The 14531-nt window shown below is 45.4% G+C and carries 11 protein-coding genes; 6 read left to right on the top strand and 5 right to left on the bottom strand.

What is annotated here, in order from left to right:
- The first annotated feature begins 107 nt into the window (after positions 1-107).
- The 3 genes from AC6R05_RS08130 to AC6R05_RS08120 all read left to right on the top strand — a co-directional run bounded on the left by AC6R05_RS08130 (position 108) and on the right by AC6R05_RS08120 (position 4217).
- Positions 108-2054 carry a propionyl-CoA synthetase gene (locus AC6R05_RS08130; RefSeq protein ID WP_500647102.1) on the top strand — a complete coding sequence of 649 codons (1947 nt, stop codon included), beginning with the start codon at positions 108-110 and terminating at the stop codon, positions 2052-2054.
- 194 nt (positions 2055-2248) lie between these two features.
- On the top strand, positions 2249-2728 hold the full coding sequence (locus AC6R05_RS08125; RefSeq protein ID WP_500647101.1) for a GNAT family N-acetyltransferase: 480 nt from the start codon (positions 2249-2251) through the stop codon (positions 2726-2728).
- A gap of 97 nt (positions 2729-2825) precedes the next feature.
- Positions 2826-4217: an NUDIX domain-containing protein gene (locus AC6R05_RS08120; RefSeq protein WP_500647110.1), complete on the top strand. Its 1392-nt coding sequence runs from the start codon at positions 2826-2828 to the stop codon at positions 4215-4217.
- Between the two features lie 87 nt (positions 4218-4304).
- Here AC6R05_RS08120 and AC6R05_RS08115 read toward each other — a convergent pair whose 3' ends face one another.
- Positions 4305-5114: a Cof-type HAD-IIB family hydrolase gene (locus tag AC6R05_RS08115; RefSeq protein WP_500647100.1), complete on the bottom strand. Its 810-nt coding sequence runs from the start codon at positions 5112-5114 to the stop codon at positions 4305-4307.
- Between the two features lie 189 nt (positions 5115-5303).
- Here AC6R05_RS08115 and queE point away from each other — a divergent pair, with 189 nt between their 5' ends.
- Together queE and queC are read left to right on the top strand one after the other, a co-directional pair.
- Complete coding sequence (gene queE / locus AC6R05_RS08110) at positions 5304-5972, top strand: 7-carboxy-7-deazaguanine synthase QueE (RefSeq protein WP_152468634.1); 669 nt, start codon at positions 5304-5306, stop codon at positions 5970-5972.
- Positions 5973-6001: 29 nt separating this feature from the next.
- Positions 6002-6697: a 7-cyano-7-deazaguanine synthase QueC gene (queC, locus tag AC6R05_RS08105; RefSeq protein ID WP_500647099.1), complete on the top strand. Its 696-nt coding sequence runs from the start codon at positions 6002-6004 to the stop codon at positions 6695-6697.
- Here queC and AC6R05_RS08100 read toward each other — a convergent pair.
- The 4 genes from AC6R05_RS08100 to AC6R05_RS08085 all read right to left on the bottom strand — a co-directional run bounded on the left by AC6R05_RS08100 (position 6657) and on the right by AC6R05_RS08085 (position 11271).
- Entirely contained in the window at positions 6657-8498 is a 1842-nt protein-coding gene (locus AC6R05_RS08100) for a tetratricopeptide repeat-containing diguanylate cyclase (RefSeq protein WP_500647098.1), read from the bottom strand. The genes queC and AC6R05_RS08100 overlap by 41 nt on opposite strands.
- Positions 8499-8849: 351 nt before the next feature.
- Positions 8850-9200 carry a DUF2750 domain-containing protein gene (locus AC6R05_RS08095; protein ID WP_032549144.1) on the bottom strand — a complete coding sequence of 117 codons (351 nt, stop codon included), beginning with the start codon at positions 9198-9200 and terminating at the stop codon, positions 8850-8852.
- Between the two features lie 136 nt (positions 9201-9336).
- Entirely contained in the window at positions 9337-9954 is a 618-nt protein-coding gene (locus AC6R05_RS08090) for an OmpA family protein (protein WP_152468637.1), read from the bottom strand.
- Positions 9955-9957: 3 nt separating this feature from the next.
- Positions 9958-11271 carry a TolC family outer membrane protein gene (locus tag AC6R05_RS08085; RefSeq protein ID WP_408692058.1) on the bottom strand — a complete coding sequence of 438 codons (1314 nt, stop codon included), beginning with the start codon at positions 11269-11271 and terminating at the stop codon, positions 9958-9960.
- A gap of 387 nt (positions 11272-11658) precedes the next feature.
- Here AC6R05_RS08085 and AC6R05_RS08080 point away from each other — a divergent pair.
- On the top strand, positions 11659-14531 hold a 2873-nt coding region (locus AC6R05_RS08080), incomplete at its 3' end, for an Ig-like domain-containing protein (RefSeq protein WP_500647097.1).

The raw sequence follows: 14531 nt of genomic DNA, 5'->3' as shown, positions 1-14531 counted from the left end.
AAGACCAGAACAAGCTATTCAATACGGGAAATAACACATAAAGACAAAAGGTCAACAAGCCGAGTATGCGGCTGATCGTTTTCTGACGAATTCAAGGAGGAGGCGTTATGTCTTCTACACTAGAGCAAAAAGAGCAATCAATTGAAACTTCAAACCAAGGTGTGGCACAAACAGGAGCTTACCAAGCTGCCTATGATTTTGCGACGCGTAACCCTGAGCAATACTGGCAAAGCCAAGCTCAGTGTATTGACTGGTTTGAAGAACCTACCCGAATTTTAGAAAAAGATGACAATGGTATAGAGCGCTGGTTTGCTGACGGCGTGATGAATACGTGCTGGCTTGCACTTGATTATCATTGTGCGCAAGGGCGAGGCGATACCACTGCGCTGGTCTATGACTCTCCTGTAACAGGCGTTAAGAAGCGCTACAGCTATGTGGAGTTGCGCGATCAAGTAGCGAAAGTCGCCGGCTTACTAGCGGCTCAGGGTGTTAAGAAGGGCGACCGAGTGGTTATCTATATGCCGATGATCCCGGAAGCGGCGATGGCGATGCTTGCCTGTGCGAGACTCGGTGCGATTCACTCAGTGGTATTTGGAGGTTTTGCCCCTCATGAGCTTGCGGTACGCATTGAGGACGCCGAGCCTAAGATGCTGATCACGGCGTCGTGTGGCATCGAAATCAACAAAGTTATTCCTTACAAGCCTTTGGTTGATAGAGCTATCATGGATAGTCGCTGGAAGCCACAAAATGTACTGGTGCTTCAACGACCTGAATGTGGTGCTGAGTTACAAAATGAGCGAGATTTGGATTGGCAGCAGGAGATGGAGAACTCACTGCCTCACGGTTGTGTGCCTGTGCTTGCTACGGATCCTCTTTATATCTTGTATACCTCAGGCACTACGGGCAAGCCGAAAGGGGTTGTACGTGATAATGGCGGTCATGCGGTTGCGATGAAGTATTCGATGAGTACTATCTACAACATGCCACAAGACGGGGTTTTCTGGGCTGCTTCTGATGTCGGTTGGGTTGTTGGCCACTCTTACATTGTCTATGCGCCTTTAATCCACGGTTGTACGACGATTCTTTTTGAAGGTAAGCCAGTTCGAACTCCTGATCCGGGCGCGTTTTGGCGAGTTTGTGAAGAGTATTCTGTGAACGTTTTATTCTCAGCTCCTACAGCGTTTCGTGCAATCAAGAAGGAAGACCCAGAGGGTGAGTGTCTTAAGCAATATGATCTATCAAAACTTGATACCATCTTTATGGCGGGTGAGCGTTTGGACCCACCAACCCTAGAGTGGGTTGAAAGTAAAACAGCTAAACCGGTTGTCGATCATTGGTGGCAGACCGAGACAGGTTGGGCGATAGCGGGTAATCCTACCGGCTTAGAACTGATGCCAGTGAAAGCCGGCTCAGCAACTAAACCTGTTCCGGGCTATCAAGTTGAGATCCTCGATGAGTTAGGAGAAACGGCTCAACCAAATCAGCAAGGCTTTGTTGCGATTAAGCGCCCTCTGCCACCGGGTTGTCTCCCTACAGTTTGGCGCAATCATGATCGCTTCGAATCCGGCTACTTGAGTCAGTTTCCCGGTTATTACGTTTCTGGCGATGGCGGATACCTAGATGAAGAGGGTTATCTATTCATTATGGGACGTATTGACGATGTGATTAACGTTGCGGGGCATAGATTGTCGACTGGTGAAATGGAAGAGATCGTTGGTGGCCACCCTGCTATTGCTGAATGTGCGGTTGTGGGAATTCACGATGACTTGAAAGGGCAGCTTCCGCTTGGGTTAGTGGTACTCAAAGATGGCGTCAAAGTCGATGACGTTGAGCTTCAAGGGGAGTTGGTAGGAAAGGTTCGTAATGAAATTGGCGCGGTTGCCTGCTTTAAACAAGCGCTGGTAGTTGAGCGCCTTCCTAAAACTCGCTCGGGCAAGATTCTGCGTAAGACGATACGACAAATCGCGGATGGAGAGCAGTACGTTGTGCCTTCAACAATCGATGACCCATCTAGCCTTAAAGAAATCGAAAGTCGTCTATCTAAAGAAGTTTAGCTAGTACTGTTAATACAACCAAGACGTCTAATAAGCCGCTTAGTCATTGCGACTAAGCGGCTTTCTTTATGGTTCCATCCGAATAATTACACACCTTAAACATGCTGATACAAGTATCTGTGCTTGTATCGTCGCTATGGGTAAGTAAACTAGGCTATAGTGTTATTTTGTGAAATAAAAGAAGACTCTATACCATGAGCCTAACATTGAGAGCTGCACGAAACTCAGACCTAGAGCAACTGAACGAGATGATGTTCGATCTACATCATTATCACTATCTCGCTAGCCCGGAGCACTTTAAGACTGCTGAGGAGATTGAACAGGAAAAGAGTATCGCTCGATACCTCGATGATCCTCAATGCTTGGTTTATGTGGCTTTGAAAGGACAGTTGATAGTGGGTTTTGTCACCGGACATTTTTGTGAATTGGTGTCCACGGTGAGTAAACCTGTTCAAATGGGCAGTATTGATGAATTGTTTGTTTTGCCTGAGTACCGAAATCAAGTGATTGCCGAGAAGCTTTTCAGTAAGTTAGAGAGAACATTTGATGATTATGGGGTGAAGCAGGTGTTCGTTGAAGTATGGGACTTTAATGACAATGCCAAGCACTTCTATCAAAAAATGGGGTTCATACCGCACATTCAATGGTGGAGAAAGTCTTTGGTGAAAAGCTAGGCTGCGCTTAGTGCGTGACTCCATTACACTGCGTTGTTTTCGTTCGTATTTTCTTATTTGTTTGTAGGTACTTTCGTTGTTATATCGTTTCTTCCTCATAATATTGGTTTCTATTTTAGGCATCTCGAATGTATCGGCTCAAGAACAACTGCCCGATAACCTAGCGGGTGCGCTCTGTTTAGTTAGAGCTGATGACCAAATTGTTTTGGTCGATGAGATCATTACGGGTCAATTATCTTTACCGGGTGGCACTATAGTGGCTGGCGAGCCTGCTTATGTCGCTGCTCAAAGGGAGACATGGGAAGAGGCCGGCCTAGCCGTTACTGTTGGTGACGTGCTTGGCTATACCGATGGTGCCGTGGTGTTTGATTGTATTTCTGATTCTGAGATCATCAGCTATGACATAAAAAACGAAATCGGTGGATTCGAATTGCCAATCTGGTTTGCTCCGCATTACGGTGTAGAGGTAAGCCGCGCTATGCTTCTGGCCCCTGAAACGCTTGATGCCAAAGAATATCGCTACCCAGAGCAGTGGGACACCATTGTCGAGATGTTTGGCCGCGCTTCCGAACAGCCTGTTACTTATGTTTCTGAGTTAGTCGCCGCAGCGCCTCAAATTCATCAAGGAGAGCTTGGTGTCATCGCAATGCTCCAAAACGCGATTAACTCACTGCCAAGTACTATTGGCTATACCATTCTAGCGACAGACCTTATTGCGCAGCCTTGGATATTTATCGTTGTTTTGCCTTTGATAGCTTGGCATTTTGGCCGTAATTTTGCGCTCAAGTTTGGCTTTACGCTTATCTCCGTTACCCTGCTTACCTTGATTGCTCATCAGGGCTTTGGTTTACCCCGCCCACACGCATACCTTCCAACGCTAAAGCTGGTGGAAAGTAGTGGTTATAGTTTTCCAAGTATGTTGGCGGCTATCTGGGTAAGTCTTACCAGTCTGGTCGTTTGGAAGCTTAAAAAGCTCGACGACCAAAAAGCGTGGTCTTGGATCGGTATTGGTCTGTTGTGGATTACACTATTTAAAGCATACTCAGGAAGTGCGTTCTTCAGTGATGTCTTAATGGGTGCGGTTTTAGGCGGCCTAGCGACTTGGCACATTGTTCGATTAGATACAAAGCCAGATGTAAACATTAGTGAGTTATTGAGTTCCAAGGCGGTTTGGTGGGGACTTGCGATTATTTCTATTGTTCTAACCGCCATATGGCCATTGCCCACTTTTACATTTTGGGGCGCCATTCTAATGACAATAGCCTGCTTAGTCACTTTAACTCACGCTAATCCCTTAGTGGGCCAGTTCTCATTCAATATTGTACTGGGCGTGATTGTGCTGCTTTTGGCAACCAATGGAGTAATTAGCTGGGCAGGAAGCTTTGTTTCGTTTAGCGGTATTGGCTCCTTGATTGTCGAAACACTTCGTTTTCCGCTGTTGATTCTGGTTGGTGTAGTTGCTTTCCGCTTACCTTGGAAAAGAGTTTAGAATCGACATCGCGTAATAAAAAAGGCTGTGAAGACAGCCTTTTTCAGTTTTTAAGGAAGGGCTAGAGCGCCTTTCATCGCATCGCGATTACTTATCAAAGATAAACTTATTAATAGCCGCAGCTACACCGTGGTCGTCATTACTTGCGGTGATGTAGTTGGCAATCTGTTTAGTCTCTTCCATCGCATTTTCCATTGCAATACCAAGGCCAGCGTATTCCAGCATATGGTGGTCGTTTTCTGCGTCACCCATACAAATTACCTCATCAGAGCGAATGCCAAGATGGTTCGCAATGGCTTCGATACCGACGCCTTTGTTTGATTTAGGGTTTAGGAATTCAAGGAAGAACGGAGCACTTTGAACAATCGTGAATTGAGATTCAAGTTGCTCTGGCAATTTCCCAATGATTTCTGTCAGTTTGCTCGGCTCTGCGACAATCATGGTTTTGATGATCTCGTGATCGTCTTCTAGTTCAGAAAAATCGAACTCAGTAATTTCTAGGCCGTTGATGCGCGCTTCAATGCCTGTGTATTCGTTGTTTTCTGGCGTGATGAGACCATGAACCTTACTGAATGCATGAACGTATCCACCCAATTCATGGGCAAGTTCAGCAACCTCCTTAGCCGCTTTACCGTGGCTGATTTCGCTATGAATCACTTCTTTGGTTGATACGTTTTGTACCATCGAGCCGTTATAGAAAAGGACAAAGTCGTCTTCGCCATTGATGTTCAACTCGTCGAGTTTGCTCTGCATCCCTTCAAGTGGGCGTCCTGATGCTAATACAACTTTTACGCCTGCTGCACGAGCTCGGGCAATCGCATCTTTGTTCTCTGCAGAGATGACTTTATCACTGTTTAATAGTGTGCCATCCATATCCAGAGCAATCAGTTTGTACATGTGGATCCTTACTTACTAAAAATAAAAAGCTAACAAAAATGAATGTTGGCAAGGATAAGGCAAGTGGAAACTGCAAGCTAGGGCTTTGATCAACGGATTTTGTAATACTCATTTGTTTGACCCAAGCCTTTAAGTGCTTTATCGTCTCCGCCTAATTTGTTTTACGAAATGATGTGAGCTGAGGGAAAGTTGTACAAGATTAATGAAATGTTTGAAACCATCCAGGGTGAAGGTGTCTTTACTGGTGTTCCAGCGGTGTTCGTACGCCTGCAAATCTGTCCGGTCGGTTGCTCTTGGTGCGACACAAAACAGACATGGGAAGCCCTTGCTGAAGATGAAACATCTCTTGGCGATATTATGGTGAAAACAGAAGACTCACCAACTTGGTCCTCAGTTGATGCTCAAGGCATAGTTGACCAATATGTTAAACAAGGCTTCAATGCTAAACATATTGTGATTACCGGTGGTGAACCTTGTATTTACGATCTTGTACCTTTAACTGAAGCCTTTGAAAAGATGGGGTGCCGCTGCCAAATTGAGACCAGTGGAACATCAGAAGTGAAAGCGACGGCGAACACTTGGGTGACGGTGTCACCTAAAGTGGCGATGAAAGCGAAGCTAGAAATCTTAGACAGCGCTCTGCAGCGTGCAGATGAAATTAAGCACCCAGTGGGTACGTCTAAAGATGTCGACCAACTTGATCACCTATTGGAGCGTGCGAAGGTCTCTTCAGAAACGGTTATTGCACTGCAGCCGATTAGCCAAAAAGATCGTGCGACGCAGTTGTGTATCGACACGTGTATCGAGCGAAACTGGCGCCTATCTATTCAAACGCACAAATATTTGAGCATTGCGTAACTCAGCAGCATTGTCGAAAAGGAATAAAAATGAAGAAAGCAGTTGTTGTATTCAGTGGTGGACAAGATTCAACCACGTGTCTGGTTCAAGCTCTGAAAGAGTATGATGAAGTTCATGCGATCACTTTTGACTATGGCCAACGTCATCGATTAGAAATCGAAGTTGCGCAGAGCCTAGCAAAAGAGCTTGGAGTAAAAGCGCACAAGGTTATGGATGTGACGTTATTGAATGAGCTTGCGATTAGCTCACTGACGCGTGATGACATCCCTGTATCTCATGAACTGCAAGAGAATGGCTTGCCAAACTCATTTGTACCAGGCCGCAATATCCTGTTTCTAACGTTGGCGGGTATCTATGCGTACCAAATCGGTGCTCAAGCGGTGATCACTGGTGTTTGTGAAACTGACTTTTCTGGTTATCCTGATTGCCGTAATGATTTTGTCAAGGCGATGAACTCGGCGCTTGTACAAGGTATGGACAGAGAGCTGGATATCAAGACTCCGCTTATGTGGCTGAACAAAGCGGAAACTTGGGCGCTTGCAAACCAGTACTCGGCGCTTGAGCTTGTTCGTAGTAAAACTCTGACATGCTACAACGGCGTAATTGGCGACGGTTGTGGTGATTGCCCTGCGTGCGAGCTGCGTAAAGTAGGGCTCAACGACTATCTTGAGAATCGCGAGCAAATCATGGCTGAACTGGTTCGTAAGCAATCGCTGAATCGCTAAAGCTATTAGCAGCGATGGGGTCGTTATACGCATCAATGATGCAGTTTCTTCCATTCGCTTTTGCTTGATACAGTGCTTGGTCAAGCACTGAATAGAGAATATCAAAGTCACTCAGTGATTTCTGCGTCGCCAAATAGGCGAAGCTTGCAGTAATCGTGAGTGGCTTTTTTGATTCTGACAGAAATTCACTAGTGGAAATAGCGTAGTGGATCTCTTCAACGCGCTCACGCACATCTTCGATATTGGTATCTTTTAGCAGAATGAGAAACTCTTCCCCACCAAGACGCCCCAATAGCTCTCCTTTGTTTAGATGCTTAACGATCTGATGGCTAACATGAACCAAAGCGCGATCGCCGGTAGGGTGGCCAAACTGATCATTAATCGTCTTGAACCTGTCTAGATCCAATAGAACTAATACGTGTTGTTTATTCGCTTTTGAAGACGCTTTAGTCTCTTTCACTCGCTTAATGATTTCTGCACGACTGTAGGCCTTGGTCATTGAGTCGATGGAAGCTTTGCGGCGTATTTTCTTATTCGAGTAAAAAGTGAGGCTAGCTGTGACAACAAGTAATAGAACAATGGCGTTATACATCAGCTTTTGCTGTTGCATTTTCTCTATTTGAAGTTGGTTAAGGTCATGTTGATTGCGTAGCTGAGAGCTCTCTAGCTCTTGTTCATATTGATTGTGCGCTAAGCTCAATGCCTCTAGTGCTAACCGGTTATCTGTATTGCGAGTCGCGATTTGAGATTGCGCATATTGCTCATAGTAGAAGAGTGCTTGTTGGTAATCTTCTTGAGTCCGGTAAAGCTTCGATAGCTGCTGATATACGTCAGCTATATAGCTTTCTCGTTCAACTTGTCTCGCAAGTATCAAGGCGCGCTCGGCGTAATCAAATGCTTCACTCAATAGCTCCTGCTCTTCGAACATTTCGCTAATGGCGAGGTAGGCTTGAATCCGCATCACGTCATTATTGAGTTCGGTAGCGAGACTCAAAGACTCAGTGAGGTATGCTCGTGCCAAAGGGTATTGTTGGGTTGCGGTATATGCTTTTCCTAAGCCTAGTGTCGTCATGGCCGTGCCGTAGTTGTGACCAGAAGAATAGAGTAATGTCTTAGCTTGAAGGAACTGTGAGATAGCTAGGTCGTAGCTAGACTGAGCCATATAGAGTTTAGCGAGACTGTGGCGAACCTGTGCTTTCATAAGATCAGAAGCAGTGAGGCGTAAGTTGAGGGCTGCTTTCAAGTATTGTTCTGACTGATCAAACTGTTTCATCTCTTTGAAAAGGTTACCCAAATCGTTATAGATTCCAGATATGTCTTGCCCTTTAGGAAATGACTCAATTAAGGTCATATAGGTGTTGAGGGCTGCTTGGTAATCGCTTCTGAAGTACTGATTGTTGGCGATGACGCGATAAGTGATAGATTTGGGTACGATAGGGTCTGCAATATCGTTGATGTCAGCCTCAAGGATCGAACAGTAGTAATTGGCCTTATGATAGCGAGACTGTTCATTGAATGAACGACAAAGCTGGTACTTCAGTAGCAACTTACCTGTTTCGTCACTTTGGGCTTTCATCTGTTTAAGTAGTTGAATGAATCCTTGCTGAGCTGTTTGATATTGTCCCTGACCATCTAAGGATAACGCTTCGATAAATTTCGCCTCTAACGTTTGGTAATTTTCATCGCCTGAACTCCCTCCGTAGAAAGGTTGATCATGACGTTTCATGTAGGTGTAGAGGAGGGCTGAAATATAAAGTTTTTCACCGTCAGATTCAGCACTAGCGTATCGTGCCTTAAGCATATTGAAGGCTCGATCTGGATCTGTGTTCAGTGTCGAAAGATACAGAACATTCCAGTCAGAGTTAGGAGTTTCGCCTAGGTGAATCTGAATACCAGCATCCTTCCGATCAATTTCAGATTTGGCAGGTAAGCTTATGAAGATAATTAAAAATAAAGAAAGTAGGCGGATCACAGATGAGAGTCTGAACTAGATAAAGAACGTCATTCTAAATTTAGTTTGATCTTGGTTCAAATTATCCGTGATAAGTGGATAGAAATGTGTGAGTGAAATCTCTGTCCAAGTTGGTAGTATGGCTAGAGTTTAAAAAGCAGATAAAAAAATGGCCGCTGTTGAGCGACCATTTCTTATGATTTAGATGTATAGCTTAGCTAGGTCAGAAGGCTCTAGTTCTTTTCCTTCTAGAGAAGCGTTCCAGTTAACGCCAACTAGTACACCATCTTCAGCCAGCGTTAGTAGCCAATCTTCAACGAAGATATCAAGAGGGATTTCTAGTACTTCGAAATCAGCCCACTCTTCTACGTTGTGCGTTTGAGCATCTTCTTTTGAAGACCAGAAAGGCATAACTTCGCTATTTTCAAATTCAGTAGAGTCACATGCTAGCCAACCTTCTTCGTTACGAAGGCCCCATACAAGTTTAGTTTCTTTTGATTCAGAAACGAATAGATCAAGGTTTGCTTGAGTATCAGCTGTTAGTTTGCTCATGAAATAGTTCTCTATATTGATAACGGGGCAAGGTTACCATTAACGCCGCCTTAGGTACATGGCTTAAATGGGATAACCAATGCCTTTAATGGTTTATTTCAGAGTATTAAACCTTTAAGTTACTTGGGTATGAAGGTTACTTTTCTATCTTAGTAAAGATGTGCCACTCTTCTTTAATATGCCCTTTAAACCCAGCCACCGATGCCACCACTTTACGATTGAGTGCATGACTAATGTTGTCTTGGTTGATTCCCCCTGAAGCTGAATCACCATAGCCGACAATATTTATTCGTGATGGCGCAATACCATTGCTGATTAGAGCTCGACGCACATTAGAAGCGCGTTCTTTTGAGAGCATCAAGTTATGCTCTGCGTTGCCCGTTTTACTCGCGTAGCCTTGCAATTGAATAGTCGTGGTTTCATAACGTTTCAAAAAGGAGGCCATTTGACGGATCTGGTTCAAGAAAGCAGGGTTTATTTCAGTCGAGTTATTCGCAAATAAGATATGAAGCTGCTTCTGTTCAGACGACTCAAAATATGATCCACAGCCATCATTATCTATTTCGGCACCAACTGGTGTACCAGGGCAAAGGTCACGAGCATTGATAACACCGTCATTGTCGTCATCCTGCAAGTCATATATTTGGTCTGGCTTAGGTGTTGGTATGTAGGCGTACTCATCGTCGAACTGCTGGCCTACCGCTGTTGAAGAGGCCAATACTAATAAAGCAGAGAAAATGCTAAATGTTTTCATGACTTAGTACTCCACTTCTTCATGCCATTCTTCAGGCGTTTGTACTCTGAGAGCGGTTAGTAGGTTTCCAGCCGCGTTCATGACTCTGTACTTTGCATATTGTTCATCGTACTTAGCATCGAGGTAGTCTTTTCGTGCTTCAAAAAGTTCATTTTCGGTGTTGAGCAGGTCAAGGAGTGTACGCTTGCCTATACGATACTGTTTTTCATAAGAAATCACGGTGTCAGAAGCTGAGTCAACGTGGTCAGATAGAAATTCTTTCTGTTGAACCGTCAAGTCAAGTGCGCTCCAAGATAGCCTCAAGCTCTCTTCAACATTTCGAAAACTTCTTTCTCTTAGATCTTTCGCTTTGTTTAATTGATAAGCAGCGCTTTCTGCTCTGTCTTGGTCCGCGCCACCGTTATAAAGGTTGTATCTAAGTCTCAGCATTGCCGAAAACTCATCACTGCTGCCCTCTGTACCGCCGGCATCATCTCGCCAGGTTTGCGCGGCTTCAACCGATACGGTTGGGTAGTTAGTACTTTTTGATTGCTGGTATTGAAACTTGGCTGAATCAACGTCTGCACGCGCAATTTGAATGACCGGGTGCGTCTGAAAAGCAAGCTCAAGTGCATTGTCGATTGTATACGGAATTGCGGCAGAGTCTGCTCGTGGGAAAGTCAGTCCAAGTGGCTTTTGACCTGTTAGGCGCTTGAATTGAGTGTGCGTATCGAGGAGGTTATTTTGAGCTGCCAGTAAATTGCCGTGAGCTTTGGCAATACGCGCCTCAACCTGAGACATGTCAGCGGTTGAACCAATTCCCGAATCTACACGTTTCTTTATGTCGCGATAGATATCTTTGTGGGTGGCTAGATTACTTTCAGAAAGGGAAAGCACTTCATACGCTTTTACCGCATCAAGGTAAATTTTAGTCACTTCTAACGCTGTGTCTTGTGCCGTCGCAAGCAATTGATAACGTACAGATTCAGCGTCTGCGGCCGTTCGGTCTATATCATTGAGCGTATTAGAGCCATCCCATATCAATTGCGTAAGAGTTATCGTCGCTTCTTTGCGGGTGAGATCTGTCGTATTGGCGTTGGTTACAAGATCGGTGTGCTCATAACCAATACCAGCATCAAGGTCGATACTTGGTCTATATGCGCCTCCAGAGGCATCATTGAGATAACGTTTGCTGATGTACTCATTGTAAGCACTTTTTATCTCTGGATTGTTCTCAAGAGTAAACGCAACCGCCTGCTCTAAAGTTTGACTATATGAAGGCAAACTTAAGAGGACAGCAAGGCCACACGTTGCGGTTTTAATCTTATTCACTGACATCTCCGTACTGTACGAATTACAAACAAAATCAAGCTGAAATAGGTGACTAATTCTAGCGCCAAAAAAATAACGATCTGGCGATTGTATTGATAAAAAAGAGAAGGCTTTTCAAGGTATATTGATAGGCAAAAATTTCCTAAAAATTTAACAAATCTTACCAGTTGTCATCTTCTTTAATATTTGAAAACACAATAACTTATATCGACATTTAGAGCATTCAGACTACCATTTGATGTGATCTTTGTCATTAGTCTGTATCTGTTTTTGTTAAATGGATGGGTCTCGACTATGAATTGATGGTGCATAGGTGTTATATTTTATCTAATTAGCATTTTTTATGTGTCGCATTTTTGACACACCACTTCAAAAGTGGATTTAGGGGTAAATATGGATATGACAATTTTAAGCCTAGTAGGCGCACTAGGTGCTGGACAACGTATTGTTATAGGCCTTGATGGCAATGTGCGAGTTTTAGAGGCTGGCGAAGCACTGCAAGCAGGTGATCTCATTTTAGAAGTTCAAAATGAGTCGGCAGAAGCAAACTTGTCTGCAAAACGATTTGAAGATGAAGTTGAGATAGAACTCGACGATGACATCGCGAATATTTTTGCCGCTTTAGAAGAGGGTGCAGACCCAACGCAACTCGGCGATGAATTCGCTACTGCTGCCGGTGAGAGTGGCTCAAGCCTAGTTAATAGTGGCACTATCGAGCGCGACGGCGAAGAGACGATCCCTGAAACCGAGTTTGTGACCAGTGGTTTCCAGTCACTCGGACTGTCAGAAACTCAAAGCCTGACTCTTCTAGAAGCATTCCGATCATTTACCCCAGAAAATAGCGCGCCTAATTTTACCGACTCTACTGGCTCTTTAGTTGGAGATACGCTCTCAATTTCAACAGACGAAGATACGTCAGTGAGTGGTCAGCTAGAAGCAACAGATGCTGATGGTGACGCGGTCACTTTCACACAAGGTCAAGCTCCTTCCAACGGTCAATTGGCTCTTGCAGCAGACGGCAGTTGGACTTACACACCTAATGCAGACTACAACGGCAGCGACAGCTTCACTGTAATTGTGTCTGATGGACAAGGTGGAACTGATACAATCACAGTTAACGTTGACGTTACCCCTGTCAACGACACCCCAACGATTGTTGATGGTAATGGTGACCCATTGGGTGATAGTGTCTCAGTGACAACTGATGAAGATACCGCAGTCAGCGGTTCACTTTCTGCTTCAGACGGTGATAACGACTCTTTAAGCTTCTCAAAAGGCAGCGATCCATCTAATGGTTCAGTAACGGTTGATGCAAACGGTAACTGGACCTACACACCAAACGCAGACTACAACGGTAGCGACAGCTTTACAGTCATCGTATCTGACGGCCAAGGCGGTACCGATACATTAACTGTGAATGTTGGTGTGACTCCAGTTAACGATACTCCGGCGATTGTTGATGGTAATGGCGATCCTCTAGGCGACAGCGTTGCAGTAACAACCGATGAAGACACGCCAGTCAGCGGCTCTCTCTCTGCATCTGACGGCGACAATGACTCACTGAGTTTCTCAAAAGGCAGCGATCCATCTAATGGTTCAGTAACGGTTGATGCAAACGGTAACTGGACCTACACACCAAACGCAGACTACAACGGTAGCGACAGCTTTACAGTCATCGTATCTGACGGCCAAGGCGGTACAGATACACTGACGGTGAATGTTGGTGTGACTCCCGTTAACGATGCGCCAGCATTAGTAGATGGTAATGGTGACCTACTAGGCGATAGCGTTGCTGTAACAACCGATGAAGACACGCCAGTCAGCGGCTCTCTCTCTGCATCTGACGGCGACAATGACTCACTGAGTTTCTCAAAGGGCAGCGATCCATCTAATGGCTCAGTGACGGTTGATGAAAACGGCAACTGGACTTACACACCAAACGCAGACTACAACGGCAGCGATAGCTTCACAGTCATCGTGTCTGACGGCCAAGGTGGTACCGATACACTGACCGTGAATGTTGGTGTAACGCCAGTTAACGATACCCCAACGCTTGTTGATGGTAATGGCGATCCTCTAGGTGACAGCGTAGCTGTAACGACTGATGAAGATACGCCAGTCAGCGGCTCTCTTTCTGCATCAGATGGCGACAACGACTCTCTAAGTTTCTCAAAAGGCAGCGATCCGTCTAACGGCTCAGTGACTGTCGATGAAAACGGCAACTGGACCTACACACCAAATGCAGACTACAACGGCAGCGACAGTTTCACAGTCATCGTCTCTGACGGTCAAGGCGGTACCGATACACTAACGGTTAATGTTGGTGTAACACCAGTTAACGATACCCCAACGCTTGTTGATGGTAACGGCGACCCACTAGGTGATAGCGTTGCTGTAACGACTGATGAAGATACCCCGGTCAGCGGTTCACTTTCTGCATCAGATGGCGACAACGACTCTCTAAGCTTCTCGAAAGGCAGCGATCCGTCTAACGGCTCAGTGACTGTTGATGAAAACGGCAACTGGACATACACACCAAACGCAGACTACAACGGCAGCGACAGCTTCACGGTTGTCGTGTCTGACGGGCAAGGCGGCACTGATACACTGACAGTGAATGTTGGTGTAACACCAGTCAACGATACTCCAACGCTTGTAGATAGCAACGGTGACCCATTAGGCGACAGCCTTGCAGTAACGACAGATGAAGATACGCCAATCAGCGGATCGCTTTCTGCATCTGATGACGACAATGATTCTCTAAGCTTTTCGAAAGGCAGCGATCCATCTAACGGCTCAGTGACTGTTGATGAAAATGGCAATTGGACTTACACACCAAATGCAGACTACAACGGTAGCGACAGCTTCACAGTCATCGTCTCTGACGGCCAAGGCGGTACAGCCACGCTGACAGTGAATGTTGGTGTGATGCCAGTTAACGATACTCCAACGCTTGTTGATGGTAACGGCGACCCACTAGGCGACAGCGTTGCTGTAACGACTGATGAAGATACGCCAGTCAGCGGCTCTCTTTCTGCATCAGACGGCGACAATGACTCACTAAGTTTCTCAAAAGGCAGCGATCCGTCTAATGGCTCAGTGACTGTTGATGAAAACGGCAACTGGACCTACACACCAAACGCAGACTACAACGGCAGCGACAGCTTCACAGTCATCGTGTCTGACGGCCAAGGTGGTACAGATACACTGACGGTCAATGTTGGTGTGACGGACGTGAACGATCCACTGAGCATCACCGTGGAGAG

This window comes from Vibrio sp. R11-SG3-ISO9 (assembly GCF_059834255.1).
The sequence above is the reverse complement of the archived record's forward strand: the minus strand, read 5'-3'. Positions and strand labels throughout refer to the sequence as shown.

Excerpts from the sequence above, each read along its gene's own strand:
- AC6R05_RS08130 (WP_500647102.1), top strand. The coding sequence starts at position 108 with ATGTCTTCTACACTAGAGCAAAAAGAGCAATCAATTGAAACTTCAAAC.
- AC6R05_RS08125 (WP_500647101.1), top strand. The coding sequence starts at position 2,249 with ATGAGCCTAACATTGAGAGCTGCACGAAACTCAGACCTAGAGCAACTG.
- AC6R05_RS08115 (WP_500647100.1), bottom strand. The coding sequence starts at position 5,114 with ATGTACAAACTGATTGCTCTGGATATGGATGGCACACTATTAAACAGT.
- queC (WP_500647099.1), top strand. The coding sequence starts at position 6,002 with ATGAAGAAAGCAGTTGTTGTATTCAGTGGTGGACAAGATTCAACCACG.
- AC6R05_RS08100 (WP_500647098.1), bottom strand. The coding sequence starts at position 8,498 with ATGCTTAAGGCACGATACGCTAGTGCTGAATCTGACGGTGAAAAACTT.
- AC6R05_RS08095 (WP_032549144.1), bottom strand. The coding sequence starts at position 9,200 with ATGAGCAAACTAACAGCTGATACTCAAGCAAACCTTGATCTATTCGTT.
- AC6R05_RS08090 (WP_152468637.1), bottom strand. The coding sequence starts at position 9,954 with ATGAAAACATTTAGCATTTTCTCTGCTTTATTAGTATTGGCCTCTTCA.
- AC6R05_RS08085 (WP_408692058.1), bottom strand. The coding sequence starts at position 11,271 with ATGTCAGTGAATAAGATTAAAACCGCAACGTGTGGCCTTGCTGTCCTC.